Genomic DNA, 25,694 nt, shown 5'->3' with positions numbered 1-25,694 from the left:
CGAGGGGAAACGAGGAAAAATGAACGACGAACAGCGGGACGGGCCTTGCGGCGCGCGCGCACCGGGAACGGGCTCCACGGCCTGGTGACCCCGGGCGAAACCGGCACGGCGGCGTGGCGCCGCGGCATTCGCACGGCCCGCTGGCGGGCCGTCGGATGCGGGCCGCAGCGCCCGATCCGGCCCGTATTGTCCCCGATCGCGCAGTCCCGCGCCAAAACGGTGCATGCGCGGCGCCAGGGGCGTGATGCCGCCCGCGTATTCCGGGGCCTTCAGGACGATTCAGAACGCTTAAGGCCACGGCTTCGCGAGGAAGAAACAATCCTCTTCAGAATCTGCGTTGCGGAAAAGAAAGGACCCGGTACGGATCGGGCCGCACCCCGCGCCGCCGGAGAACGCAAGGTGCGCACGTCACCGGCGGCCACCATTTCAGCGCCCGACCCAGAGAGGAATCGACATGACCACCACCAACAACACCGTGCCCGGCGGCTGGACGCCCTTCCACTTCGACCTCACGCCCGAGGCCAAGAAGGTCTTCGAGGCCACCGCAGGCAAGCTGATCGGCGTGAAGTACACGGCCCTCGCCTTCGCCACGCAGGTGGTCAACGGCACCAACTACTCCTTCCTCGCCAAGGGCCAGCCCGTGGCGCCCCAGGCGGCTCAGCGCGTGGTGAAGATCCATGCGCACCAGCCCCCGAGCGGTGATCCGCACCTCGACCAGATCATCACGGTCACGCCCTGACACGGCCTGGGCGGCACATCCGCCCTGCCGTCGAGGCCTTCAAAAGAAACGGCGCCCCTCGGGGCGCCGTTCGCTTTTACTGCCCGTGCCCCGCCGGAACCGGCGGCCACGGCAGCCGGCCGCTCAGCGCGGCAGGTCCGAATACCCCATCAGGAATTCGTCCACCGCGCGCGCGGCCTGCCGGCCTTCGCGGATGGCCCAGACCACCAGCGACTGGCCGCGGCGCATGTCGCCGGCCGCGAACACCTTGGGCACGTTGGTCGTGTAGCCGCCGGTGAAGTCGGTGCTGGCGCGGGCGTTGCCGCGGGCATCCTTCTCGACGCCGAAGGCTTCCAGCACGGGCGACACCGGAGCGACGAAGCCCATGGCCAGCAGCACGAGGTCGGCCTTGAGCGTCTGCTCGGAGCCGGCCACTTCGACCATCTTGCCGTCCTTCCACTCCACGCGCACCGTCTTCAGGCCCGTGACCTTGCCCTTCTCGCCGATGAATTCCTTCGTGGCGATGGCGAACTCGCGCTCGCAGCCCTCTTCGTGGCTGGAGCTGGTGCGCAGCTTGTAGGGCCAGTAGGGCCAGGTCAGCGGGCGGTTCTCCACCTCGGGCGGCTGGGGCATCAGCTCGAACTGCGTCACGCTCGCGGCGCCGTGGCGGTTGCTCGTGCCCACGCAGTCGCTGCCGGTGTCGCCGCCGCCGATCACGATGACGTGCTTGCCATCCGCGCGCAGCTGGCCCTTGAGCTTGTCGCCCGCGTTCACCTTGTTCTGCTGGGGCAGGAACTCCATCGCGAAATGCACGCCGTCCAGCTCGCGGCCCGGCACGGGCAGGTCACGGCTCTGCTCGGCGCCGCCGGCCAGCAGCACGGCGTCGAACTCCTGCTGCAGTTGCTCGGGCGTGACGGTGTCCTTGGCCCAGTTGGTGACCTTGGAGCCCTTGCCCAGGCCGTCCTTGGCCGCGCCCACGAACACGCCGGTGCGGATGGTGACGCCCTCGGCCCGCATCTGCTCGGCGCGGCGGTCGATGTGCGACTTCTCCATCTTGAAGTCGGGAATGCCGTAGCGCAGGAGGCCGCCGATGCGGTCGTTTTTCTCGAAGAGCGTCACGTCGTGGCCGGCGCGCGCGAGCTGCTGGGCGGCCGCCATGCCCGCGGGGCCGGAACCCACCACGGCCACCTTCTTGCCGGTCTTGTGCTTGGCCGGGCGCGGCTTCACCCAGCCCTCGGCCCAGGCGCGGTCGATGATCGCGTGCTCGATGGACTTGATGCCCACCGGGTCGTCGTTCACGTTCAGCACGCAGGCGGCCTCGCAGGGCGCGGGGCAGATGCGGCCCGTGAACTCGGGGAAGTTGTTGGTCGAGTCCAGCACCGCCCAGGCGCTTTTCCAGTCCTGCTGGTAAACCAGGTCGTTGAAGTCCGGAATGATGTTGTTGACCGGGCAGCCGCTGTTGCAGAACGGCGTGCCGCAGTCCATGCAGCGCGCGCCCTGCAGCTTGGCCTGCGTCTCGTCCAGGCCGATGACGAATTCCTTGTAGTGCTTCAGGCGCTCGGTGACGGGCTTGTAGCCCTCCTCGATGCGCTCGTATTCCATGAAGCCGGTGGTCTTTCCCATGATTGCGTGTCCTGTCGTTGTGGGGTGCGAAGCGGTGCGTCGTCGGTGCGTGCGGCCTTACTTGGCAGGCACCGCGGCACGCGCCTTCTCCTGCTCGGGAGCGGCCACCGGCGGGGTGGGCGGCTCCTGCAGCGCCTTGCGTTCGTGGATCTCGGACAGCGCGCGCTTGTACTCGGTGGGGAACACCTTCACGAACTTCGCCCGCGAGGCCGCCCAGTTGTCCAGCAGTTCGCGCGCACGCTTGCTGCCGGTCCAGCGGTTGTGGTCCTCCAGCATCTTCTTGAGCTGCGCCTCGTCGGTCTGGCCGCGGTGCCAGATGCCGGCGTGGGTGGTCGCCATCTGCTCGTCGGAGGGCACGATGCGGTCCAGCGTGACCATCGACAGGTTGCAGCGCGTGTGGAACAGGCCGTCCTCGTCGTAGACGTAGGCCACGCCGCCGCTCATGCCGGCCGCGAAGTTGCGCCCCGTCTTGCCGAGCACCACCACCGTGCCGCCCGTCATGTACTCGCAGCCATGGTCGCCCGTGCCTTCCACCACCGCGGAGGCGCCGGAGAGGCGCACCGCGAAGCGCTCGCCCGCCACGCCGCCGAAGAAGGCCTCGCCGGTGGTGGCGCCGTACATCACCGTGTTGCCCACGATGGTGTTGCGCGTGGTGTCGCCGCGGAAGTCGATGCTCGGGCGCACGATCACGCGGCCGCCCGAGAGGCCCTTGCCGGTGTAGTCGTTGGCGTCGCCGATCAGGTAGAGCGTGATGCCGCGCGTCAGGAACGCGCCGAACGACTGCCCGCCCGTGCCTTCGAGCTGGATGCGGATGGTGTCGTCGGGCAGGCCCTCGGGGTGCTCGCGCGTCACCGCACCCGAGAGCATCGCGCCCACGGAACGGTTCACGTTGCGCGCCACTTCGATGAACTGCACGCGCTCGCCCTTCTCGATGGCCGGCCGGCTGCGCTCGATGAGCTTGCGGTCCAGCGTGTGCTCGATGTTGTGGTCCTGCGTGTCCACGTGGAAGCGGGGCACGTCGGCGGGCACCTGCGGCTGGGCGAACAGGCGGCCGAAATCGAGGCCGCGCGCCTTCCAGTGCGCGATGCCGGCGCGCATGTCGAGCAGGTCGGTGCGGCCGATCAGGTCGTCGAACCTGGCGATGCCCAGCTGCGCCATGATCTGGCGCACTTCCTCGGCGACGAAGAAGAAGTAGTTCACCACGTGCTCGGGCTTGCCCGAGAACTTCTGGCGCAGCACCGGGTCCTGCGTGGCCACGCCCACCGGGCAGGTGTTCAGGTGGCACTTGCGCATCATGATGCAGCCCTCCACCACCAGCGGCGCGGTGGCGAAGCCGAACTCGTCGGCGCCCAGCAGCGCGCCGATGGCGACGTCGCGGCCGGTCTTCATCTGGCCGTCGGCCTGCACGCGAATGCGGCCGCGCAGGCGGTTCAGCACCAGGGTCTGCTGGGTCTCGGCCAGGCCGATCTCCCAGGGCGATCCCGCGTGCTTGATGGACGACCAGGGCGACGCGCCCGTGCCGCCATCGTGGCCGGCGATCACCACGTGGTCGCTCTTGCACTTGGCCACGCCGGCCGCGATCGTGCCCACGCCCACTTCGGACACCAGCTTGACCGAGATGTCGGCGTGCGGCGCCACGTTCTTCAGGTCGTGGATCAGCTGCGCCAGGTCCTCGATCGAGTAGATGTCGTGGTGCGGCGGCGGCGAGATCAGGCCCACGCCCGGCACGCTGTGGCGCAGCTTGCCGATGTAGTCGGACACCTTGCCGCCGGGCAGCTGGCCGCCTTCGCCGGGCTTGGCGCCCTGGGCCATCTTGATCTGGATCTGGTCGGCCGACGACAGGTACTCGGCCGTGACGCCGAAGCGGCCCGAAGCCACCTGCTTGATGCGCGAGCGCAGCGAGTCGCCGTCCTGCAGCGGAAGATCGACCTCGACGTTGGCGGCGCCGATCACGGACTTGAGCGTGTCGCCCTGCCTGATCGGGATGCCCTTCAGCTCCTGGCGGTAGCGCGCGGCATCCTCGCCGCCCTCACCGGTGTTGCTCTTGCCGCCGATGCGGTTCATCGCCACGGCCAGCGTGGCGTGCGCCTCGGTGGAGATCGAGCCCAGCGACATCGCGCCGGTGGCGAAGCGCTTGACGATGTCCTTCGCCGATTCGACCTGCTCCACGGGGATCGCCTTGGCCGGGTCGAACTTGAACTCGAACAGGCCGCGCAGCGTCATGTGGCGGCGGCTCTGGTCGTTGATGATCTGCGCGTATTCCTTGTACGTGTTCCAGTTGTTGGCGCGCGTGGAATGCTGCAGCTTGGCGATCGCGTCGGGGCTCCACATGTGCTCCTCGCCGCGCGCGCGCCAGGCGTACTCGCCGCCCGCGTCCAGCATGGTCTCCAGCACCGGGTCGTCGCCGAACGCGGCCTTGTGCATGCGGATGGCTTCCTCGGCGATCTCGAACACGCCGATGCCCTCCACGCGGCTGGCCGTGCCGGTGAAGTACTTGGCGATGGTGTCGGTGTTCAGGCCGATGGCCTCGAACAGCTGCGCGCCGCAGTAGCTCATGTACGTGGACACGCCCATCTTGGACATGATCTTCGACAGGCCCTTGCCGATCGCCTTCACGTAGTTGTAGATGGCCTTCTCGGGCGACAGGTCGCCCGACATGTCCTTGTGCATGTCGGCCAGCGTCTCCATGGCCAGGTAGGGGTGCACGGCCTCGGCGCCGTAGCCTGCGAGCACGGCGAAGTGGTGCACTTCGCGCGCCGTGCCGGTCTCCACCACCAGGCCGGCCGTGGTACGCAGCCCTTCGCGCACCAGGTGCTGGTGGATCGCCGACAGCGCCAGCAGCGCGGGAATCGCCACCTGCGTCGCGCTCACGGCGCGGTCGCTGATGATCAGGATGTTGGCGCCGCCCTTGATCGCGTCCACGGCCTGCGCGCACAGCGAGGCCAGCTTGGCCTCAACGCCCTCGCGGCCCCAGTCCAGCGGGTAGGTGATGTCGATCACCGCGCTCTTGAACTTGCCCTGCGTGTGCTGCTCGATGTCGCGCAGCTTGGCCATGCCCGCGAAGTCGAGCACCGGCTGGCCCACTTCGAGCCGCATCGGCGGGTTCACCTGGTTGATGTCCAGCAGGTTCGGCTTCGGCCCGATGAAGCTCACGAGCGACATCACGATCGCCTCGCGGATCGGGTCGATCGGCGGGTTGGTCACCTGCGCGAAGAGCTGCTTGAAGTAGTTGTAGAGCGGCTTGTTCTTGCCCGAGAGCACGGCCAGCGGGCTGTCGTTGCCCATGGAGCCGATGCCTTCCTCGCCGTTCTTCGCCATCGGCGCCATCAGGAACTTGATGTCTTCCTGCGTGTAGCCGAAGGCCTGCTGGCGGTCCAGCAGCGGCAGCTCGGCCGGCAGCGGCGCGACCGGCGCGTCGCCGCCGACGCTGTCGAGCTTGATGCGCAGGTTCTCGATCCACTGCTTGTAGGGCTTGGTGTTGACGATGTTGGCCTTCAACTCGTCGTCGTCGATCATGCGGCCCTGCTCGAGGTCGATCAGGAGCATCTTGCCGGGCTGCAGGCGCCACTTGCGCACGATCTTGTTCTCGGGCACGGGCAGCACGCCCGATTCGGAGGCCAGGATCACGATGTCGTCGTCGGTCACGCAGTAGCGCGAGGGGCGCAGGCCGTTGCGGTCCAGCGTGGCGCCGATCTGGCGGCCGTCGGTGAACACGATGGAGGCCGGGCCGTCCCAGGGCTCCATCATCGCGGCGTGGTATTCGTAGAAGGCGCGGCGGCGGCCGTCCATCGTGGCGTGCTGCTCCCACGGCTCGGGGATCATCATCATCACGGCCTGGCTGATCGGGTAGCCGGCCATGGTCAGCAGTTCGAGGCAGTTGTCGAACGTGGCGGTGTCGGACTGGTCCGCGAAGCTGATCGGGTAGAGCTTCTTCAGGTCCGGGCCCAGCACGGGCGAGGCCATCACGCCTTCGCGCGCGCGCATCCAGTTGTAGTTGCCCTTGACGGTGTTGATCTCGCCGTTGTGCGCCACGTAGCGGTACGGGTGGGCGAGCGGCCACTCGGGGAAGGTGTTGGTGGAGAAGCGCTGGTGCACGAGGCCGATGGCCGAGACGCAGCGCGGGTCCTGCAGGTCGAGGTAGTAGGTGCCCACCTGGTCGGCCAGCAGCAGGCCCTTGTAGACCACGGTGCGGCTCGACATGCTGGGAACGTAGTATTCCTTGCTGTGCTTGAGCTTCAGGCTCTGGATGGCGGCGCTGGCCGTCTTGCGGATCACGTACAGCTTGCGCTCGAGCGCGTCCTGCACGATCACGTCGTTGCCGCGGCCGATGAAGACCTGGCGCAGGATCGGCTCCTTGGTGCGCACGGTGGGCGACATCGGCATGTCGACGTTCACCGGCACGTCGCGCCAGCCGAGCAGCACCTGGCCTTCGGCCTTGATGGCGCGCTCCATCTCCTGCTCGCAGGCGAGGCGGGATGCGTGCTCCTTGGGCAGGAAGATCATGCCGACGCCGTATTCGCCGGCGGGCGGCAGCGTGACGCCCTGGCGGGCCATCTCTTCGCGGTAGAGCGCGTCCGGGATCTGGATCAGGATGCCGGCGCCGTCGCCCATCAGCTTGTCGGCACCCACGGCGCCGCGGTGGTCGATGTTCTCGAGGATCTTCAGCGCCTGGGTGACGATGTCATGGCGCTTCTCGCCCTTGATGTGGGCTACGAAGCCGAGGCCGCACGCATCGTGCTCGTTGGCGGATGCATACAAACCGTGCTGTTGCAGGTGCTGGATTTCGGCGGCCGTCGTCATGGCGCACTCCTCAAAAAAATCGCGGGGAGCCCGAGCGTATTGCATGACGTTATGCTGGGCAAGCATTTTTAATGAGGGTCAGATACCAAATTATTCCCCGAACCAATTCATCAACAATTAATAAGGGACACATCAAAAAGATGCATGGGACGGCGATCTGGCTGTTTTTTCAGACGTCCGAAAGTCCGGAGATCGGTTTGCGTGGCCGCCCAGCCTGGGCTTTCGTCACACGCCGTGCTGTCTGGGCCTGCAGGGCCGCCACGAAATCCGCATCACCGAGCGCCCAGCCCGACAGCGTCGCGTCGGTGATGCGCCGGCATTCCTGCTCCGCGAGCCCCGCCTGTACCAGTGCCCCATAGGAAGCCTCGCGTGCGAACGGCGTGTTGCCCAGCGCCCAGTAGAGCGCGTGCGGGGTCACCAGCCGGTCGGGCCGCAGGCCCAGCGCATGCGCATGGCTGGACCAGGGGTACTCCGCAGGATCGGCCACCAGGCCGGCGCGCACCGGGTTCAGGTCGATATAGGCCATGCACGCCAGCAGGTAGCGCGCGGGATCGAGCACGGTGGAGCGGTATCGCCCTTCCCACAGCGTCCCGGTGCGCCCGTGGCGCTGATTGAAGGCGCGCACGTAGCGGCGGCCCACGGCCTGCATGAGCAGCGGCAGGCCCGCGGCCGTGCGCGGCGTGGCCAGCAGGTGGAAATGGTTGTCCATCAGCACGTAGGCGTGCACGGCCACGTCGCAGGCACGCGCCTGTTCCACGAGCGATTCGAGCAGCATTTCGCGGTCCTGCCGGTCCACGAACACCGCCTGCCGGTTGTTGCCCCGGTGGATCACGTGGTGTGGATAGCCGGGCAGGGTCAGTCGGGGGAGGCGGGCCATGGCAGGTTCGGCAACGGTACGCGGGCCGCAGGGACCGTCAGGCCGGAGTGTCGGGCGTGCCTTGCGCGGACGCCGCGGCAGGGCCGCCGTCCGCCGCCGCCAGACCGAACCGCGGACCGAGTTCGCGCTCCAGCCCGAATTCGGAGAGGATCGCCCGCAGCCGCTCGGCCGCGCTGCGCTTGCGCTGGCCGGTGTACCGTGCCACGATCAGTTCGTTCTTCATGCTGTGCTCCCAGCCCACCAGCTCCGTCACCGTGACCTGGTAGCCGCTGGCCTCCAGGTACAGGCAGCGCAGCACGTTCGTCAGCTGGCTGCCCAGCTCGCGCGTGTGCAGCGGATGCCGCCACAGCTCGGCCAGGGGTGTGCGCGCCAGGGCCAGCGCCTTGTGCTGCCGCAGGCAGGCCGCCACCTCGGCCTGGCAGCAGGGCACCAGCACCATCGCGCGCGCCTGCTTGGTCAGCCCGAAGGCGATGGCGTCGTCGGTGGCGGTATCGCAGGCATGCAGCGCCGTCACCACGTCGAAGCGCGCAGGCAGCGCATCCGCCTGCATGGAGTCGGCCACGCTCAGGGCGAGGAACGACATGCGCCCGAAGCCCAGGCGCTGCGCCAGCGCCTGCGAGCGCTCCACCAGCTCGGCGCGCGTCTCGATGCCGTAGATGTGGCCGCGGCCCAGCTCCCGGAAAAACAGGTCGTAGAGGATGAAGCCCAGGTACGACTTGCCCGCGCCATGGTCCGCCAGCGTGGGCGCGTGCCCGTCCTGCGACAACTCGCGCAGCAGCGGTTCGATGAACTGGAACAGGTGGTAGACCTGCTTGAGCTTGCGCCGCGAATCCTGGTTGAGCCGCCCCTCGCGCGTGAGGATGTGCAGCTCCTTGAGCAATTCGACGGACTGGCCGGGCCGCAGCTCCTGCAGCACCTGCGCGTCCGCGGCCGGGCCTGCGCTGCCGCGTGCAGCCGGGGCCTTCGGGGCCTTCTGCGCCTGCGCGGCAGCCCGGGCGGTCTTCTTCATGTCCCGCTCCGGGTGCCGCCATGCGCCACCGGGCAGCGCGGCCCCACGTCGAGCGCCGCCCAGCCGTCGGCGCCCAGCTTCTCGAGCACGTCGATGTTGCGCTCGAAGATCGCCTCCGCCTCCGGGAAGGCCTCGACGGCGCGGTCGATGCTTTCCTCGCGCAGCAGGTGCAGGGTGGGATACGGTGCCCGGTTGGTGGCGTTGCCCACGTCGTCCACGTCCGTATCGGCGAACTGGAAGCGCGGATGGAACGACGCCACCTGCAGGATGCCGCCCAGGTCCATCGCCTCGACGAGATCGTCCGCCAGCCCGAGGAAATCGTTGAAGTCGAGGAAATCCTCCATGCAGCGCGGCGCCATCAGCAGCGTGGTGTCGCGCTGCTCCGGCGATGCCTCGGCCAGGGCCTCCAGCTCGCGCTGCAGGTCTTCGGCGAGCGCGCGCGCGTCCTCGGCGTCGCTCACCACGTAGTGGATCTGGCCCTTGGCGTGCACGGACTTGGCGAACGGGCACAGGTTCAGCCCGATGACCGCGCGCTCCAGCCAGCGGACCATGTCGTCGATCACGGTCTGGTGCGGTGGGGACGCGGTGGCGGAAGGCGGCACCGCGCCGGCGGGAATTTCGCTCATGGAGACTTTCACAGGGGGGGATAACCCGCGATTTTATCGGGCCGCCCACGGCCGGGCCCGCCGGAGGCCGGCAGGGCCCCCTGCGGGCCGGGCATGGCCGCGGGATGGCCGCGCGCCATGGTCCCTTCAGGACAGCAGGCGCTGCCCCGTCAGCCGCTCGTGCTCGCGCACGGCGAAGCGATCCGTCATGCCGGCGATGAAATCCGCCACGGTGCGCGCATGCGGCAGTCCGGCGACCGCTCCCGCCGCCACGGCAGCGTTCCGCGCATCCGCCGCCCGTTCCGCGAACCGGTGCTTCATCTCCTCCGGCCGCGCCGCATAGATGCCGAACAGCTCGCGCACCACCTGCTGCGCGCGGCCCGTGGTCTCCATCACCTGCGGATGCCGGTAGAGGTTCTGGAAGAGGAACCGCTTGAGCGCCTGCGACTGCTCGCGCATGGCGGCGCTGAAGCCCACCAGCGGCGGCAAGCGGCGCACCTCGTCCGCCGAACGCGGCGCGGCGTCGGCCAGTGCGGCACTGGTGGCGTCGATCACGTCGTACACCTGCGCGCTGAGCATGCGGCGGATCGCCTCGTGCAGCAGGCGGCGCTCGGCCTGCGGGGCGGCGAGGTGCGGGTGCTCGCGCTCGGCATCCGCCCGGAAGCGGTCAAAGAGCGGCACCTCGCGCAACTGCGCCAGCGTGATCAGGCCGGAGCGCACGCCGTCGTCGATGTCGTGCGCGTTGTAGGCGATTTCGTCGGCGAGGTTGCACAGCTGCGCCTCCAGTCCGGGCTGCTCGCGGCGCAGGAAGCGCGCGCCCACCCCGCCCGGCTCCGACGCCTCCAGGCGCTCGGCATTCGCGCGCGAACAGTGCTTGAGGATGCCCTCGCGCGTCTCGAAGGTGAGGTTCAGCCCGTCGTAGTCGGGGTAGCGCTCTTCCAGCGCATCGACCACGCGCAGGCTCTGCAGGTTGTGCTCGAAGCCGCCATGGGGCGCCATGCAGGCGTTCAGCGCGTCCTGCCCGGCGTGGCCGAAGGGTGTATGGCCCAGGTCGTGGGCCAGCGACACCGCCTCCACCAGGTCCTCGTTGATGCGCAGCGACCGCGCGATGGAGCGTCCCAGCTGCGCCACCTCCAGCGAATGCGTGAGCCGCGTGCGGAACAGGTCCCCCTCGTGGTTGAGGAACACCTGCGTCTTGTAGACCAGCCGCCGGAACGCCGTCGAATGCACGATGCGGTCGCGGTCGCGCTGGTACTCGGTGCGCGTGGGCGCCGCGGCCTGCGCATGCCGGCGGCCGCGCGTCGAAGCGGAATGGCAGGCGTACGGGGCGAGCAGGCTCTCCCCCGCCCCCTCGGCCGCAGCCGCGGCTGCGGCTGCGGCTGCGGCTGCGGCTTCGCCCGCGGCGCCCACCGGGATGTCCGCGTACGCAGCCAGGGGAGACGGAGCCTCGCGGCCGGCGGCACCGCCAGCGACCAGGGCATCGGCGTTCGCGCGCATGTCCCGCATCGCTCAGGCGCAGCAGGTGTCCACGACCTCGCGCACCAGCGCGTCCGGCGCGGGCCGCACCGCCGCGCGCCCCGGCCCGTCGATGACGACGAAGCGGATCTCGCCGCCCTCGGCCTTCTTGTCCACCCGCATGAGTTCGAGGTAACGACCCGCGTTGTCCGCAGCATCGAGCACCGGCCCCCGCACGGGCAGCCCGGCGCGCTCGACGAGGCGGCGCAGGCGCTCCGTGAAGTCAGCGTCCACCAGCCCCAGGCGGCGCGACAGCTCGGCCGCCATCACCATGCCGGCCCCGACCCCTTCGCCGTGCAGCCACACGCCGTAGCCCATGCCGGCCTCGATCGCATGCCCGAAGGTGTGCCCGAAATTCAGGATGGCGCGCAACCCGGCCTCGCGTTCGTCCTGCCCCACCACCCAGGCCTTGATCTCGCAGCTGCGGCGCACCGCATGCGCCAGTGCAGCGTGATCGCCCGCACGCAGCGCGTCCACCTGCCCATCGAGCCACGCCATGAATTCCATGTCGGCGATCGGGCCGTACTTGATCACCTCGGCCAGCCCGGCGCTCAGCTCGCGGGCCGGCAGCGTGGCGAGCGTGGACAGGTCGCACACCACCCGCTGCGGCTGGTAGAACGCCCCGATCATGTTCTTGCCCAGGGGATGGTTGATGGCCGTCTTGCCGCCCACCGACGAATCCACCTGCGCGAGCAGCGTCGTCGGCACCTGCACGAACGGCACGCCGCGCATGTAGCTCGCGGCCGCGAAGCCCGTCATGTCGCCCACCACGCCGCCGCCCAGGGCGAACAGCACCGTCTTGCGGTCGCAGCCCTGCGACAGCAGGGCGTCGAAGATGCGGTTCAGCGTCGTCCAGTCCTTGTGTTCCTCGCCGTCCGGCAGCACGGCGACCAGCACTTCAGGGTAGTGGGCCGACAGCGCGCCGCGCAGCGGCTCCGCATAGAGCGGCGCCACCGTCTCGTTGGTCACGATCAGCGCCCGCGTGGCCCGCGGCAGGCCCGCGTAGGTGCGCGCATCGCCCAGCAGGCCGGCCCCGATCTCGATGCCGTAGCTGCGGTCGCCCAGGTCGATCTCGACGCGTGCGGCGCGTGCTGAGGTGCCATCGGCGGCTGCGCCGGCCGCTGCTGCCGCCGCCGCCGTGCCGGCAGCGCGGAGCCCTCCGGAACGCAGGGGGGCCGCCTCGGGCGCGGAAGGGCTCAGAGACCGGGAGGCCCGGTCGGTGGTGTCGCAGGGGGTCGGGGCGTCGGCTGTCATGCCCTGAGTCTATCGGCTTCCGCCACCAGGGCTGCGCCCACGGCGGTGACGGCCGCGGCGTGCCGGGGTCAGGGCGCGGGCGACCGCACGCCCGCCAGCTCGAGCTGCATGGCGATGTGCTGGGCCAGCGCGACCACGTTCTTGCCGCGTCCGGTCGCCACCACGAAATGCGCGGTCTCGCGGTAGAGCGGATCCCGCTCCTGCTGCAGCTCGCGCAGCCGGTCCAGCGGCGAGGCTACCTGCAGCAGCGGCCGCGCCTGGTCGTGCTTGATGTGCCGGAAGATTTCCTCGGGCGTGGCGTTCAGGTACACCACCGTGCCCCGCTCCCGCAGGCGTGCGCGGTTCGCAGGGCGGATCACCGCGCCGCCGCCGGTGGCGAGCACGCGCGGGGCCGCATCCTCGGTGAGCTGGCGGATCACGTCCTCTTCGAGGTCACGGAAGGCCGCCTCCCCTTCCCGATCGAAAAAACCACGGATCGAGCCGCCGATGCGCTGCTCAATCACGTGGTCGGAGTCGGTGAAGGGCAGACCCAGCCGCCGGGCGAGCTGGCGCCCGACGGTGGATTTGCCCGAACCGGGAAGGCCGATCAGTACGACATTCACTGCAGCTGGAAGGAAGCCGAAGACACCAGGCCGGCAGGAGAAGTGACCTTCACATTGATTTGCTGGCCTGCCGTGCACCCCTTCAGGCCGATGGCCACCCCGGTCTTGAGATCTTCTCCGGGAATGCCGGGCCTCGGGATGGTGTTCACCACAGGGGAACCGCTCACCTCGCCCACGGAGCAACCATCCGCCGCCGACGTGGCCGTCACGGTCGTTCCCGCAGGCATGGGAAGCAGTTGGTTGTCAGAGCTTCCGAGCCTGAAAGAAATCCCGCCGGGAGATGCGACCACGTCGGAAAAGACGGGCGTGCTGGACGAGTACAGGATCACGGTGGCTTGCCGAACCGTCGTTGCCAGCCCTTCGCTGCAGGTGTTTTCGCGAGAAGGGTTGCTGCCCCCGGCACCGGCGCATGCCAGCGAGCCGCCACGAGGAATGAAGAACTCGCCCGTGTCGAACGCGTTGTTCTCGTTGTCGTCGCGGTAGGCATCGCCGATCTGGACCAGCGTGTCTCCGGCATCGAAGATGTTGTTGCCGTTGTTGTCCACGTAGTCCTTGGTGCCGGCCAGATAGGCGAGCACGGAAACCCGGCCGCCCTCGGGACGGGGGTTCTGGCTCACGAAGTCCACGGAGCACGACGAGATCTTGTTCACGGTGGTGGTGGCGCAGCTGTTGGCGACCTGGCCGCCTTCGGCCGTGAAGTTGACCACGGTGCCATCCGCCACGGCGTTGCCCTGGCGGTCGGCGATCCGCACCGTCAGCTGTGCCGGAGTGCCGTCACGGGCCCAGCCTTCGATGTTGAAGGTGCTCACGGACAGGCTCATGAACCGCTGCGACGGCGGGCCGGAAGCGATCGTCAGGTTCTGCGATTCGGCGAACACCGTGGGGGCAGCGGCCAGAGCGGCACGCACCTTCACGGGGCCGGGGATCGTTCCGGAGAACACGGAAACCGTGGCCTGGCCGGCCTGATCGGTCGTGGCCGTCACGTTCGCGGTGGAGCCGGTCGCATTCAGGCCCACGCCACCCGGGTTGGTCTGAATGCTGAAGACCACGCTGACGCCGGGCAGCGGCGTGCCCGATGCCGCGAACACCTTGAATGCGACGACCGACTGCTCGGCCGCACCCGAGCCCGCCACGAAGATCTGGGCGGGCGAGGCGGACACGAAGGTCACGGCGTTCGCGACGGGAGAGGCGACGGTCAGGGTCGCGGTGCGGGTGGAAGCGCCGGCGCTGGACGCGGAAACGTTCACGAGGCCGCTGCACAGGGTGCCGTCGGCATTGACCGCGGTGTAGTTCGCCGAAGCGATGCCGCTGCCGTTGGTGGTGACGCTGACGCCGCCGGCCGAGCCGTCCTGCCCGTTGATGCGCCCGCAGGAGGCGAAGAATGCCACGTTGACGGGCGTGCCGGAGAGGGCGTTGCCGTTCACCTGGGCCGTCACCGACAGGGTCGTGTTGCCACCCGAGGGCAGATTGGCAGAGCCGATGGAAATGGGCGACAGCGTGAGGCCCGCGGCGGTCACCGCGAAGTCGAGCTTGCCCGTGCCGGTCACCGTCGTGGTTCCGCCGGGAACGGGAACTTCCACGGTGGCCGTGAGCGTCGCGGCACCGGACGAGGTGAACGAGGCAGGACCGATCGGCACCTGCGCCACACCGGAGGCGTCCGTCAGCGCGGTGGGTTGCGCCAGCGTGGCGACCGAGGAGCCGCTGACGCTGAACGTCACCACCCGGTTGGCCACGGCCGCGCCGTTGGCGTCCTTGACGGTCGCCTTGGCCTGGTACGCGCCACCGGAGGTGATGCTGGTCACCGACTGGTTCGACGCATCGACGATCACCAGGCTCACCGTGGGCGTCGGCGTGGTCGTCCCGCCACCGCCCGAACCATTCGAGCCCCCGCTCCCGCCGCCGCCTCCGCAGGCAGCCAGTACCAGGCAGGCAATCAATGCCATGAATCTATGTATGTATTTCATCTTTTCTTCCCATCCGTTCAACGCACCGGGCCCTTGTCCGAAATCACTTTCGGCGTGATGAACACCAGCATTTCACGCTTGGTGGACTCCCGGGTCCTGTTTTTGAAGAGGTTGCCGACCACCGGCACGTCTCCCAGCACGGGGATCTTGTTCTCCTGGTTGGTTTCCTCCAACCGGAAGATCCCGCCGATCACCACCGTGCCGCCGTTCTCCACCAGAACCTGCGTCTTGACGTGGTTCGTGTCGATCGCGACGCCCTGGGTGGTCGTCTCTCCCTTGCTGTCCTTGTTCACATCCAGATCGAGGATGATGTTGCCCTCGGGCGTGATCTGCGGCGTCACTTCCAGCTTCAGCACCGCCTTCTTGAAGGCGATGGTGGTGGCGCCGTTCGGCGCGGTGACGGAATAGGGGTACTCGGTGCCCTGCTCGATCAGGGCCTTGGTCTGGTCGGCGGTGATGAGCCGCGGGCTCGAGACCACCTTGCCCTGGCCGTCCGCCTCCATGGCGGAGAGCTCCAGCGTCAGGAACCGGTTCGCCGCGGAATTGAAGAGCGTGAGGGCGAAGTTGCCGAAGCTCGCGCCCGAGGACAGGGCCGCGGGCAGGTTCACGAAGGTGGAACCGGCTGCATCCGTGCCCGTGGCGACCGTTCCGCCGCCTCCGCTGGAAGCCACGGCATTGTTGTAGCTGGTGCCGAGGGCCAGGCGGTTGCCGCCGCCCACGCTGTAGCCGCCGTCGCCGCCGCGGTTGGCCCGCAGGTCGGCGCCGCCCAGGCGCACGCCCAGGGACCTGCCGAAGGTGTCGCGGGCCTCGACGATGCGCGCCTCGATCATCACCTGGCGCACGGCCACGTCCAGCGTGCTCAGCAGTTGGCGGACTTCTTCGAGCTTGGCGGGCGTGTCGGTGACGAAGAGCTGGTTCGTGCGGGGCTCGGCGATCGCGCTGCCGCGCTCGGACAGGAAGCGCGTGGAAGCGCCCGTGCTCCCGGTGCTGTTGTTGGCCAGTTGGGCCACCATGTCGGTGGCCTTGGCGTAGTTCAGCTGGAAGGCCTGGGTGCGCAGCGGCTCCAGCTTCTGGATCGCGAGCGCGGCCTCGTAGTCCTTCTTGGTGCGGGCGTCGATCTCGTCCTTGGGCGCGATCCACAGCACGGAGCCGGACTTCTTCATGCCCAGGCCCTTGGCGTCCATGATGATCTGCAGGGCCTGGTCCCACGGCACGTCCTTCAGCCGCAGCGTGAGCGCGCCCGTCACCGTGTCGGAGGTGACGATGTTGAAGTTGGTGAAGTCGGCGATCACCTGCAGCAGGGAGCGCACTTCGATGTTCTGGAAGTTGAGCGACAGCTTCTCGCCGCTGAAACCCGGGCCCTGGGTGAGCTTGTTCAGGTCCACCTTCTTCTGGCGGACCTCGACCACGAACTGGTTGTCGCTCTGGTAGGCGCTGTGCTCCCACTCACCGATCGGCTCGATCGTCATGCGCACGCGGTCGCCCTGGGGGTTGGTCGTCACGATGCGCACGGGCGTACCGAAATCGGTCACGTCCAGGCGCCGGCGCAGGCCTTCGGGCAGCGAGGACTTCAGGAACTCGACCACCAGGTTGTTGCCCTGCTTGCGCAGATCGACGCCGACCTGGTTGTTCGCCAGGCCGACGATGATCCGGCCGGCCCCGTCCGTGCCGCGGCGGAAGTCCACGTCCCGCAGCGGCATCACGTCGGTGTTGCGGCTCTCGGCGAAGACGGCAGGCGCGGTCGTCTGGGTGGCGGCGGGTGCCGCGGCAGGCTGCAGCAGGACCAGCAGGGCCGAGCCCTGGATTTCGGCGCGGTACGAGGTGGGCTGCTTCAGGTTGAGCACCACGCGCGAGCGGTCGCCCGCCTCGACGATGTTCACGGATTTGAGATTGCCCTGGTTCACCTCGACGATCGACTTGCCCGTGCCGTTGGTGGTGTTCGGGAAATCAAGCGCGATGCGCGCGGGTGCCTGGATGGCGAAGCCCGAAGGCACCGCCGCAAGCGGCTGCGACAGCTCGATGCGCACCATCTCCGTGCCGCCCTGCACGGCGCCTTGCACCGCCTGGATCGAGGATTGCGCATGGGCCCAGCTGCCGCAGAGCGCGGCCGCCGCGGCCAGCAGAGCCGCTCGGCAGCGGTAACCGAACCATTTCGTTTGAATCATTTCTTCCCCTCTTGGAGATCCAGCGTCGCGGGACGCTCTATCCAGTCGCCCGTGGCGTCCTGCACGATTTCACGCAGTTGAATGGCCGTCTCGGTGATCCGGGTGATCTTTCCGTAGTTCTGGCCCAGGTAATTGCCCACGCGCACCTGGTAGATCAGGTTGTCCACCTTCAGCAGCGCCGTGGGCATCCCGCTCTTGTTCAGGCTTCCGACCATGCTCATCGCGTCCAGCGGGAAGGCTTCCAGCGGCTCCTTGCGGCGCGCCATCTCCGGAGCGATCAGCGTCGCGTTCGCGGCCACCTGCGTGGAGTCGCGCCGCAGCGCCTGGGTGAGCCGGGCCAGGTTGAACGGATCGGCGGATTCGTCCGCGACGTAGTTCTCGGGCTGGAACCGCTTGGGCTCGCTCAGGGGGGTCACGTGCGGCCGGGTCGTGGCGCGCAGCTGGGCCATCCACTCCCGCAGCTCGTCCTCGTTCGAGGAGCCGCAGCCCTGCAGTCCGAGCATCGCCAGTGCGGCGAGGCAGTACACGAAGCGCCGCGTCATTTCTTCGCCCCCCCGGCCGCCTTGCGCTGCGCCTGGATCTCGTCGGTATCCAGGTAGCGGAACGTGCGCGCCGTGGCGTCCATGGACAGTGCTCCGGCCGAGGCGTCCTTCGCGTTCGCCGGAGCGAGCGAGATGTTGTTCAGGGTCACGATGCGCGACAGGTTCGCGATGTCCGCCGCGAAGGCGCCGACGTCATGGTACTTGCCGGTGACCTTGATCGAGATCGGCAACTCGGCGTAATAGTCGCGCACGACCACCTGCCCCGGCCGGAACAGCTCGAACTGCAGGCTGCGGCCCAGCCCCGCCTGGTTGATGTCGGAGAGCAGCGCCGCCATCTCGGCCTTGCTCGGCAGCTGCTTTTCCAGCTGGATCACGTACTGCTGCACCTGCTCGCGCTGCTTCTTCAGGGCATCGAGGCTCACGGCCTTGACGAGCTTGCGCTGGTAGTCCTCGCGCAGGCTGACTTCCTTGGCGCGCTCGGCCTCGAGCTCGTCCTGGTATTCGTTGATCTTGAAGAACCACAGGAACGCGGCGATGCCGAGGGCGATGAACACGCACAGCAGCAGGCGGGGCACCGGCGGCCAGAGCGAGGGGTCCTTGGGGTCCAGGTTGCGGAACTGGCGCTGCAGGTTCTCCTGCATCGCGCCGAAATCCACCGATGTCTTTCGTTTCGTCGCCATGTTCGTCATCCCCCTGCCGCGCGCGGTGCGCTGGCTCCGTCCATGGCCTTCTGCGCCTCGCTGGTCCGCATGAGGCGGAAGCGCACGTTGAAGGAGGCGACGCGGCGCTGGTCGCGCGGCGTGAGCGCGACGTTGGCGGCCACGATCTCCACCAGTTCGGGCTTGGAGAACCAGGGCGTGTTGTCGGACAGGTTGCGCAGCATCTCCGAGACGCGCTCGTTGGATTGCGCCATGCCCTGCATGGTGATGACCTGGTCGGCCTGCTTCAGGCTCGTGATGTAGACCCCGTCGGGCAGCTGGCGCACGAGTTCCGTGAGCAGGTGCACCGGCAGGTTGCGGTCGGACTGCAGGTCCTCGACCGCCTTCTGGCGGGCGCGCAGGGAGGCGATTTCCTCCTCGATGGTGGCGATCTCCTTGATCTGGCCCTCCAGGACCTTGATCTCGGACTGCAGGAAGGCGTTGCGCCCCTGCTGCTCGCCGATCATCATCTGGAACCACCAGTAGACGATGGCAGCGATCGCCAGCCCCACGAGGAAGGACGCGAACATGGCCACCTGGAAGGCTTCCTTGCGGCGCTTCCGGGCGGCCTCGCGGTGGGGCAGCAGGTTGATGAGAATCACTGGAGGAACCTCCGCATGGCGAGCCCGCACGAGGTGAGGTAGGACGGCGCTTCGCGCACCATCTTCTTGAGCCGCACGGAACTTCCGATCTCCATGCCCTCAAAGGGATTGACGGCCGTGCAGGCGCAGCCCGAATGCTGGGTGACGGCTTCCGTCAGCCCGGGCAGGGGCGCCGAGCCTCCGGCCAGCATGATGTGATCCACCCGGTTGTAGGGCGTACTGGTGAAGAAGAACTGCAATGCACGACCGATTTCCTGAGCCATGCTCTCCACGAACGGCCGCAGGACGGCGGAGCCGTAATCCTCGGGCAGGTCGCCGCTGCGCTTCTTGCTTTCCGCCTCTTCGGCAGAAAACCCGTATTGACGGACGATGAGCTGCGTCAGCTGCGCCCCGCCGAAGGCCTGGTCCCGGTCGTAGAGGACCTCGTCGTTGCGGATGACCTGCATGCTGGTCGTGAGTGCGCCCACTTCGAAGAGCGCCACCAGGGCGTCGCTGCCCTGGCCGGGAAGCGCCTCGATGAGCCGGCCGGCGGCGAGGCGGGAGGCGTGCGATTCGATGTCGACGATCACGGGCTTGAGGCCCGCGGCCTCGGCGAGCCCCTGGCGGTCCTGCACCTTCTCGCGGCGGGATGCGGCGATGAGCACGTCCACGTCGCCGGGCGCGTTCTTGTTGGGCCCGATGACGCAGAAGTCGAGGCTGACCTCGTCCAGCGAGAACGGGATGTACTGGTTGGCTTCCGATTCGACCTGCACTTCGAGCTCCTGCTCGGTCATGCCGCCCGGAAGCGTGATGCGCTTGGTGATGACGGCCGAGGGCGGCAGCGCCAGCGCCACGTTCTTGGTGCGCGTGCCGCTTTTCTTGACCAGCCGGCGCAGGGCTTCCGCCACCTCGTCGAACTTCTCGATGTTGCCGTCGCTGATCCACCCGCGTTCCAGGGGCTCAATCGCGCAACGCTCCAGCACCAGCCCCCCCGCCTTGTCGCGCCCCAGTTCCACCAGCTTCACGCTGGAGGAACTGATGTCGATACCCAGCAGTGGCGCAGCCTGGCGACTGAACAAAGATCCCAAAGAGATCAAGATTGGCCCCCTGTAACTCGCCTTTTTGACGCAACAAAACTTAACACTTCACATGAATGCTAGCAGTAAGGTTGCGGCGCGGCAAAGCGATGCCCCGCGCGCCGACCGGCGTCGCGTTGTCAAAAGCAGACGGTTTTCCGGGGAACTTCCCGGCGTTATGGGGGGCCTTCCCGAACCTTCCCGAGGGGCGTCCCCGCTCTGGCCGCGCACACGAAAAAAACCGTGATGCAACGGGCGATTTTTTATAATGCCCGGTTGATTCCTCTGGACAGATATGCCGCCTCCCTCCCCTGACAAGCATGCGCAGCCGAGCGCCCCCGCCCGTCCCACGTGGCTCCGATGGATGCTCAAGAGCATGGTCTGGCTGGTGGGGATCGCCGCCGCCGGGGCGGCGGGCCTGGCGCTGCTGATCGCCGTGGCGCTGGCGGTGGCCTACCCCAACCTGCCCGATGTCTCGGACCTGGCCGACTACCGGCCGAAGCTGCCGCTGCGGGTGTACTCGGTGGAAGGCGCGCTGCTGGGCGAATTCGGCGAGGAGCGCCGCAACCTCACCCCGATCGACGAGATCCCGAAGGTGATGACGAACGCGGTGCTGGCCATCGAGGACGCGCGCTTCTTCCAGCACGGCGGCGTGGACTACAAGGGCATGGTGCGGGCCGGTCTCGCCAACCTCGGCCGCGTCAAGAGCCAGGGCGCCTCCACCATCACGATGCAGGTGGCGCGCAACGTTTATCTGTCGTCCGAAAAAACAATTACCCGAAAAATTTACGAAATATTACTGACCTTCAAGCTCGAGCACCTGCTGACCAAAAACCAGATTCTCGAGATCTACATGAACCAGATTTATCTGGGCAACCGCGCCTACGGCTTCGCCGCCGCATCGGAGGCGTATTTCGGCAAGCCCCTGAAATCCATCAGCATCGCCGAGGCGGCCATGCTCGCGGGCCTGCCCAAGGCCCCTTCCGCCTACAACCCCATCAGCAACCCCAAGCGCGCCCGGATCCGCCAGCTCTACATCATCGACCGCATGGTCGAGAACGGCTTCATCACGGCCGAGGAAGGCGCGGCCGCCAAGCAGGAAGACCTGAAGATCCGGCCCGGCGGACCGGACAACACCCGCATCCATGCCGAATACGTCGCCGAGATGGCGCGCCAGCTCATCTATGCGCAGTACGGCAACGAAGCCTATACGCGCGGCCTGAACGTCTACACCACGCTGAATGCCGGTGACCAGGAAGCCGCCTACCAGGCGCTGCGCAAGGGCATCATGGACTACGAGCGGCGCCAGCACTACCGCGGCCCCGAGAAGTTCGTCGCGCTGCCCACCGACCCGCAGGAAGCCGAGGACGTGATCGACGACACCCTGGCCGGGCATCCGGACAACGGCGACGTGCTCTCCGCCGTCGTGCTGGAGGCGTCGCCCAAGAAGATCGTGGCGGCCCGCGCGAACGGCGAGCCGATCGAGATCACGGGCGAAGGCCTCAAGCCCGCGCAGTCGGGCCTGAGCGACAAGGCGCCGCCCAACATCCGCATCCGCCGCGGCGCGGTGATCCGCATCATCCAGACGCCGAAGAAGACCTGGGACATCACCCAGCTGCCCGAGGTCGAGGGCGCCTTCGTGGCCGTCGATCCGCGCAGCGGCGGGATCAAGGCGCTGGTGGGCGGGTTCGACTTCGACAAGAACAAGTTCAACCACGTGACCCAGGCCTGGCGGCAGCCGGGCTCCAGCTTCAAGCCGTTCATCTATTCGGCGGCGCTCGAGAAGGGCTTCACGCCCGCCACCGTGGTGAACGACGCGCCGCTGTTCTTCAGCGCCGGCACCACCGGCGGCCAGCCGTGGGAGCCCAAGAACTACGACGGCAAGTACGACGGCCCGATGACGCTGCGCACCGCACTGGCGAAGTCGAAGAACGTGGTCTCCATCCGCGTGCTGCAGGCCGTCGGTCCGAAGACGGCGCAGGACTGGATCACCCGCTTCGGCTTCGATGCCGACAAGCACCCCGCCTACCTCACGATGGCGCTGGGCGCGGGTTCGGTGACCCCGATGCAGATGGTGGCCGCCTACTCGGTGTTCGCGAACGGCGGCTACCGCGTGAACCCCTACCTCATCGCGCGGGTGACCGACCACAAGGGCCGCATCCTGTCGAACTTCGAGCCGCCGGCGACCACGGCCAATCCGCGCGCCATCGAGCCGCGCAACGCCTTCGTGATGGACAGCCTGCTGCAGGAAGTCGCGCGCTCGGGCACGGCCGCGAAGGCGCAGGCGACGCTCAAGCGCCCGGACATCTACGGCAAGACCGGGACGACCAACGACGCGGTGGACGCCTGGTTCGCCGGCTTCCAGCCCACCATCGCGGCCGTGACCTGGATCGGCTACGACACGCCGCGCAACCTCGGCAGCCGCGAGACCGGGGGCGGCCTGAGCCTGCCGATCTGGATCAGCTTCATGGAGCGTGCGCTGAAGGGCGTGCCGGTGGCCGAACCCACCGTGCCGCCCGGCGTGGTGAACGTGGGCGGCGAATGGTTCTACGAGGAGTTCGCACGCAACGCCGGCGTGGCGAGCGTGGGCATGGAAGACCATTCCGCCCCGGCGTCCGCGGTCCCGGGCGCGCCGCCGCAGGCACCTCCGCCGACGGAGGAGCGCAACCGGATCCTGGACCTGTTCCGCAACTGAAGGCCACCTTCCCGCGCACCCCGCGGGAGGACGATGGAAAAAGGCACCCCGGCCTCGGCCGCGGTGCCTTTTTTAACGGGGATTTTCCGGCGGAGGATCGGCCCGCTCAGGACGCCTTGAACGTCAGCGGCATGCCCGCCTGGCGCGACGCGTCCTGGCTCAGGGCCGCGAAGAACTCCCCGGCGCCTTTCGTGTCCTGCCAGGCGTGGCCGTCGAAGCGGTAGTGGTAGCCGCCGGACTGCGCGGCCATCCAGACCTCGTGCAGGGGCTTTTGCAGGTTGACGACGATCTGGCTGCGGTTGGGGAAGGTGATGGTCACCATGCCGCCGGTGCGCTGGGCATCGAGGTCGGCATCGCTCGCATCGTTGATGCGGTCGCAGCCCTGCTCCACCGCCAGCAGCAGTTTCTCGGCATGGTCCTGGAATTCGAGATCGGTCATTACTTCTACAATTTGCGGATGTTGAGAGCTTCGCAAATTCTAGTCAGCACCTGCGCCCTTGCTGCCGGTGCGGTTGCCCTGCTCGCGGGCTGCGGCCAGCGCGGGGCGCTCTACCTGCCGGGCGACCCCGCCGCGCAGCAGCGCGCCACGCTGCCGCAGACGCTCGATCCCATGCGCGACACGCCGACGCCCTCGCCCATCCCGGCACCGGTGCTGGCGCCGTCTCCTGCGCCCTCCGTCCCCCAGGCGTCGCCTGCGGCCGCCCCCTCTTCCGCGACCCCCGCGTCGTCCCCCGCCTCCACCACCACCCCATGACGCTGCCCGCACTGCCCGGACATCCCCACATCGCCTACCAGGGCGGCGAACTGTTCATCGAATCCGTGCGCGCGTCCGATCTGGCGCGGGAGCACGGCACGCCGCTCTACGTGTATTCCAAGGCGTCCATGCTCGCGGCACTCGCCGCCTACCAGCGGGGCTTCGCGGGCCGCAAGGTGCAGATCTGCTACGCGATGAAGGCCAACTCGTCGCTGGCGGTGCTGCAGCTCTTCGCGCGCGCGGGCTGCGGCTTCGACATCGTCTCCGGCGGCGAACTGCGGCGCGTGCTGGCCGCGGGCGGCGACGCCGCCAAGGTGATCTTCTCCGGCGTGGGGAAGACGCGCCAGGAAATGCGCGAGGCGCTGCAGGCCGGCATCGGCTGCTTCAACGTGGAGAGCGAGCCCGAGCTCGACGTGCTCAGCGAAGTCGCGGTGGCCTGCGGCAAGCGCGCGCCCGTGAGCATCCGCGTGAATCCCAACGTCGATCCGAAGACCCATCCCTACATCTCGACCGGCCTCAAGGGGAACAAGTTCGGCGTGGCCCACGAGCGCACCGTGGCCACCTACCAGCGCGCCGCGGCCCTGCCGGGCCTGCAGGTGGTGGGCATCGACTGCCACATCGGCTCGCAGATCACCGAGGCCACGCCGTACCTCGACGCCGTGGACCGCATGCTCGACCTCGTCGCGCAGATCGAGGCGGCGGGCATTCCGATCCACCACATCGACTTCGGCGGCGGCCTGGGCATCGACTACAACGGCGACACGCCGCCCGCGGCCGATGCGCTGTGGGCGCAGCTGCTCACGCGGCTCGACGCGCGCGGTTACGGCGACCGGCAGTTCATGATCGAGCCGGGGCGCTCCCTGGTGGGCAACGCGGGCGTGTGCCTCACCGAAGTGCTCTACGTGAAGCCCGGCGAGCAGAAGAATTTCTGCATCGTCGATGCGGCGATGAACGACCTGCCGCGGCCGGCGATGTACCAGGCGTTCCACGCGATCGTTCCGGTGGCGCCCGCCGCACCGGGCACGGACGCCGCGGTGTACGACGTGGTCGGCCCGATCTGCGAGAGCGGCGACTGGATCGGCCGCGACCGGACGCTGGCCGTGCAGGCGGGCGACCGGCTGGCCGTGCTCTCCGCCGGAGCCTATTGCAGCGCGATGGGCAGCAACTACAACACGCGCTCCCGCCCTGCCGAGGTGCTGGTGGACGGCAGCCGCGCCGACGTCATCCGCGCGCGCGAGACGCTCGAAGACACGTTCCGCCACGAGAAGCTGCCCGCCTGACCATTCGCTTGATGCGCATCAAGCTCCCGCCGGGCCGGTGTCCGTACATTGGCCGTTTCACGACGGACGGGACGCCATGGCATCGGAACCTCTGGAACTGTATCGGGACGGGCAGCATGCATGCCTGATGTTCTCCGACCTCATCGAGGAGGACGGCCAGGCGGTGCAGGCCAACCAGTTCCTCATCGTGGACGGCGACACCGGGGCGATCATCGACCCGGGCGGCAATCTCGCCTTCAACGAGCTGTTCATGGGAATGAGCAGGCATTTTCCGCCGCACAAGCTCTCCTACCTGATCGCCTCGCATGCCGATCCGGACATCATCGCCTCGCTCGACCGCTGGATGACCAGCACCAAGGCCACGCTGGTGATCTCGCGCATCTGGGAACGCTTCGCCCCCCACTTCACCAAGGTCGGCAAGACCGAGAACCGCGTCATCGGCGTGCCCGACGTCGGCGGCCACCTGCCGCTGGGACGGCATGAACTGGTGCTGCTGCCCGCGCACTTCATGCACTCCGAGGGCAACTTCCACTTCTACGACCCGGTGAGCAAGATCCTCTTCACGGGCGACCTGGGCGTCTCGATGACCTCCGGCGCCGAGGCGCGCACCCCGGTGACCGACCTGCGCCCGCACATCCCGCGCATGGAGGGCTTCCACCGCCGGTACATGGTGTCCAACAAGATCCTGCGCCTCTGGACGCGCATGGCCCGCCAGCTCGACATCTCGATGCTGGTGCCGCAGCACGGCGCGCCCATCCTGGGCCGCCAGGCGGTCGCCGATTTCTACGACTGGATCGAAAACCTGCAGTGCGGCATCGACCTGTTCGACGACCGGGCCTACCAGTTGCCCACGGCGTTCATCGATCCGGGCACACGGCAGGTGAGGCCGGCGCTGCAGGCGGTGCGGGCCTGAGGGCCGTCAAAAAGGCCTTCCCC

Annotated in this window: 20 protein-coding genes; 5 read left to right on the top strand and 15 right to left on the bottom strand. The window is 68.3% G+C overall.

The genetic code is table 11. The annotated features are described in order from the left end of the window. Window positions 1–454 precede the first annotated feature (454 nt). A complete protein-coding gene (locus Q9R47_RS08085; protein WP_127494898.1) occupies window positions 455–739 on the top strand; it encodes a hypothetical protein in 285 nt (94 codons plus the stop codon). Window positions 740–862: 123 nt separating this feature from the next. On the opposite strand, the gene Q9R47_RS08080 is transcribed toward Q9R47_RS08085, so the two are convergent. From Q9R47_RS08080 to Q9R47_RS08015, 14 genes are all read right to left on the bottom strand, one after another. Next, entirely contained in the window at window positions 863–2,341 is a 1,479-nt protein-coding gene (locus Q9R47_RS08080; RefSeq protein WP_311232687.1) for a glutamate synthase subunit beta, read from the bottom strand. 57 nt (window positions 2,342–2,398) lie between these two features. Then, window positions 2,399–7,141: a glutamate synthase-related protein gene (locus tag Q9R47_RS08075; RefSeq protein ID WP_311232686.1), complete on the bottom strand. Its 4,743-nt coding sequence runs from the start codon at window positions 7,139–7,141 to the stop codon at window positions 2,399–2,401. Between the two features lie 169 nt (window positions 7,142–7,310). Further along, window positions 7,311–8,018, bottom strand: a complete 708-nt coding sequence (locus tag Q9R47_RS08070; protein ID WP_311232685.1) for a transposase — start codon at window positions 8,016–8,018, stop codon at window positions 7,311–7,313. A 37-nt stretch (window positions 8,019–8,055) separates the two neighbouring features. After that, the gene (locus tag Q9R47_RS08065; RefSeq protein ID WP_311232684.1) at window positions 8,056–9,027 is read right to left on the bottom strand and encodes an SAM-dependent methyltransferase; all 972 of its coding nucleotides are present in this window, start codon (window positions 9,025–9,027) and stop codon (window positions 8,056–8,058) included. Next, window positions 9,024–9,653 carry a DUF1415 domain-containing protein gene (locus Q9R47_RS08060; RefSeq protein ID WP_311232683.1) on the bottom strand — a complete coding sequence of 210 codons (630 nt, stop codon included), beginning with the start codon at window positions 9,651–9,653 and terminating at the stop codon, window positions 9,024–9,026. Before Q9R47_RS08060 ends, Q9R47_RS08065 begins: the two co-directional genes overlap by 4 nt. A gap of 126 nt (window positions 9,654–9,779) precedes the next feature. Continuing rightward, entirely contained in the window at window positions 9,780–11,129 is a 1,350-nt protein-coding gene (locus Q9R47_RS08055) for a deoxyguanosinetriphosphate triphosphohydrolase (RefSeq protein ID WP_311232682.1), read from the bottom strand. A gap of 12 nt (window positions 11,130–11,141) precedes the next feature. Beyond that, window positions 11,142–12,401 carry a 3-dehydroquinate synthase gene (gene aroB / locus Q9R47_RS08050; RefSeq protein ID WP_311232681.1) on the bottom strand — a complete coding sequence of 420 codons (1,260 nt, stop codon included), beginning with the start codon at window positions 12,399–12,401 and terminating at the stop codon, window positions 11,142–11,144. A 68-nt stretch (window positions 12,402–12,469) separates the two neighbouring features. Further along, window positions 12,470–13,003 carry a shikimate kinase gene (locus Q9R47_RS08045; protein ID WP_311232680.1) on the bottom strand — a complete coding sequence of 178 codons (534 nt, stop codon included), beginning with the start codon at window positions 13,001–13,003 and terminating at the stop codon, window positions 12,470–12,472. Continuing rightward, window positions 13,000–14,946, bottom strand: coding sequence for a hypothetical protein (locus Q9R47_RS08040; RefSeq protein WP_311232679.1), 1,947 nt, complete (start codon window positions 14,944–14,946; stop codon window positions 13,000–13,002). Before Q9R47_RS08040 ends, Q9R47_RS08045 begins: the two co-directional genes overlap by 4 nt. 38 nt (window positions 14,947–14,984) lie before the next feature. Next, complete coding sequence (gene pilQ, locus Q9R47_RS08035) at window positions 14,985–17,132, bottom strand: type IV pilus secretin PilQ (protein WP_311232678.1); 2,148 nt, start codon at window positions 17,130–17,132, stop codon at window positions 14,985–14,987. Next, window positions 17,129–17,674 (bottom strand): pilus assembly protein PilP, encoded by a 546-nt coding sequence (locus tag Q9R47_RS08030; RefSeq protein WP_311232677.1) that lies wholly within the window; start codon window positions 17,672–17,674, stop codon window positions 17,129–17,131. Before Q9R47_RS08030 ends, pilQ begins: the two co-directional genes overlap by 4 nt. Next, the gene (locus tag Q9R47_RS08025; protein WP_311232676.1) at window positions 17,671–18,354 is read right to left on the bottom strand and encodes a type 4a pilus biogenesis protein PilO; all 684 of its coding nucleotides are present in this window, start codon (window positions 18,352–18,354) and stop codon (window positions 17,671–17,673) included. The genes Q9R47_RS08030 and Q9R47_RS08025 overlap by 4 nt, the downstream gene beginning before the upstream one ends. Window positions 18,355–18,359: 5 nt before the next feature. Next, complete coding sequence (locus Q9R47_RS08020) at window positions 18,360–18,974, bottom strand: PilN domain-containing protein (protein WP_311232675.1); 615 nt, start codon at window positions 18,972–18,974, stop codon at window positions 18,360–18,362. Next, entirely contained in the window at window positions 18,971–20,050 is a 1,080-nt protein-coding gene (locus Q9R47_RS08015; RefSeq protein ID WP_311232674.1) for a pilus assembly protein PilM, read from the bottom strand. The genes Q9R47_RS08020 and Q9R47_RS08015 overlap by 4 nt, the downstream gene beginning before the upstream one ends. A gap of 274 nt (window positions 20,051–20,324) precedes the next feature. Between Q9R47_RS08015 and Q9R47_RS08010 the strand changes: the two genes are divergently transcribed. Then, window positions 20,325–22,724 carry a penicillin-binding protein 1A gene (locus Q9R47_RS08010; protein ID WP_311232673.1) on the top strand — a complete coding sequence of 800 codons (2,400 nt, stop codon included), beginning with the start codon at window positions 20,325–20,327 and terminating at the stop codon, window positions 22,722–22,724. A 106-nt stretch (window positions 22,725–22,830) separates the two neighbouring features. Here Q9R47_RS08010 and cyaY read toward each other — a convergent pair whose 3' ends face one another. Continuing rightward, complete coding sequence (cyaY, locus tag Q9R47_RS08005; protein WP_311232672.1) at window positions 22,831–23,163, bottom strand: iron donor protein CyaY; 333 nt, start codon at window positions 23,161–23,163, stop codon at window positions 22,831–22,833. 18 nt (window positions 23,164–23,181) lie between these two features. On the opposite strand from cyaY, the gene Q9R47_RS08000 reads away from it, so the two are divergent. The 3 genes from Q9R47_RS08000 to Q9R47_RS07990 all read left to right on the top strand — a co-directional run bounded on the left by Q9R47_RS08000 (window position 23,182) and on the right by Q9R47_RS07990 (window position 25,671). Next, window positions 23,182–23,478 (top strand): LPS translocon maturation chaperone LptM, encoded by a 297-nt coding sequence (locus Q9R47_RS08000; RefSeq protein WP_311232671.1) that lies wholly within the window; start codon window positions 23,182–23,184, stop codon window positions 23,476–23,478. Then, window positions 23,475–24,758 carry a diaminopimelate decarboxylase gene (lysA, locus tag Q9R47_RS07995; protein ID WP_311232670.1) on the top strand — a complete coding sequence of 428 codons (1,284 nt, stop codon included), beginning with the start codon at window positions 23,475–23,477 and terminating at the stop codon, window positions 24,756–24,758. Before Q9R47_RS08000 ends, lysA begins: the two co-directional genes overlap by 4 nt. 76 nt (window positions 24,759–24,834) lie before the next feature. After that, window positions 24,835–25,671, top strand: coding sequence for an MBL fold metallo-hydrolase (locus Q9R47_RS07990; protein WP_311232669.1), 837 nt, complete (start codon window positions 24,835–24,837; stop codon window positions 25,669–25,671). Window positions 25,672–25,694: the final 23 nt, after the last annotated feature.

Origin of the sequence: Acidovorax sp. PRC11, from assembly GCF_031844105.1 — a bacterium.
Classification (GTDB): Bacteria; Pseudomonadota; Gammaproteobacteria; order Burkholderiales; family Burkholderiaceae_C; genus Paracidovorax.
The sequence above is the reverse complement of the archived record's forward strand: the minus strand, read 5'-3'. Positions and strand labels throughout refer to the sequence as shown.

Excerpts from the sequence above, each read along its gene's own strand:
- Q9R47_RS08085 (WP_127494898.1), top strand. The coding sequence starts at position 455 with ATGACCACCACCAACAACACCGTGCCCGGCGGCTGGACGCCCTTCCAC.
- Q9R47_RS08075 (WP_311232686.1), bottom strand. The coding sequence starts at position 7,141 with ATGACGACGGCCGCCGAAATCCAGCACCTGCAACAGCACGGTTTGTAT.
- Q9R47_RS08000 (WP_311232671.1), top strand. The coding sequence starts at position 23,182 with ATGTTGAGAGCTTCGCAAATTCTAGTCAGCACCTGCGCCCTTGCTGCC.
- Q9R47_RS08025 (WP_311232676.1), bottom strand. The coding sequence starts at position 18,354 with ATGGCGACGAAACGAAAGACATCGGTGGATTTCGGCGCGATGCAGGAG.
- Q9R47_RS08070 (WP_311232685.1), bottom strand. The coding sequence starts at position 8,018 with ATGGCCCGCCTCCCCCGACTGACCCTGCCCGGCTATCCACACCACGTG.
- Q9R47_RS08055 (WP_311232682.1), bottom strand. The coding sequence starts at position 11,129 with ATGCGCGCGAACGCCGATGCCCTGGTCGCTGGCGGTGCCGCCGGCCGC.
- lysA (WP_311232670.1), top strand. The coding sequence starts at position 23,475 with ATGACGCTGCCCGCACTGCCCGGACATCCCCACATCGCCTACCAGGGC.
- pilQ (WP_311232678.1), bottom strand. The coding sequence starts at position 17,132 with ATGATTCAAACGAAATGGTTCGGTTACCGCTGCCGAGCGGCTCTGCTG.
- Q9R47_RS07990 (WP_311232669.1), top strand. The coding sequence starts at position 24,835 with ATGGCATCGGAACCTCTGGAACTGTATCGGGACGGGCAGCATGCATGC.
- Q9R47_RS08080 (WP_311232687.1), bottom strand. The coding sequence starts at position 2,341 with ATGGGAAAGACCACCGGCTTCATGGAATACGAGCGCATCGAGGAGGGC.
- cyaY (WP_311232672.1), bottom strand. The coding sequence starts at position 23,163 with ATGACCGATCTCGAATTCCAGGACCATGCCGAGAAACTGCTGCTGGCG.
- Q9R47_RS08010 (WP_311232673.1), top strand. The coding sequence starts at position 20,325 with ATGCCGCCTCCCTCCCCTGACAAGCATGCGCAGCCGAGCGCCCCCGCC.
- Q9R47_RS08060 (WP_311232683.1), bottom strand. The coding sequence starts at position 9,653 with ATGAGCGAAATTCCCGCCGGCGCGGTGCCGCCTTCCGCCACCGCGTCC.
- aroB (WP_311232681.1), bottom strand. The coding sequence starts at position 12,401 with ATGACAGCCGACGCCCCGACCCCCTGCGACACCACCGACCGGGCCTCC.
- Q9R47_RS08030 (WP_311232677.1), bottom strand. The coding sequence starts at position 17,674 with ATGACGCGGCGCTTCGTGTACTGCCTCGCCGCACTGGCGATGCTCGGA.
- Q9R47_RS08065 (WP_311232684.1), bottom strand. The coding sequence starts at position 9,027 with ATGAAGAAGACCGCCCGGGCTGCCGCGCAGGCGCAGAAGGCCCCGAAG.
- Q9R47_RS08040 (WP_311232679.1), bottom strand. The coding sequence starts at position 14,946 with ATGGCATTGATTGCCTGCCTGGTACTGGCTGCCTGCGGAGGCGGCGGC.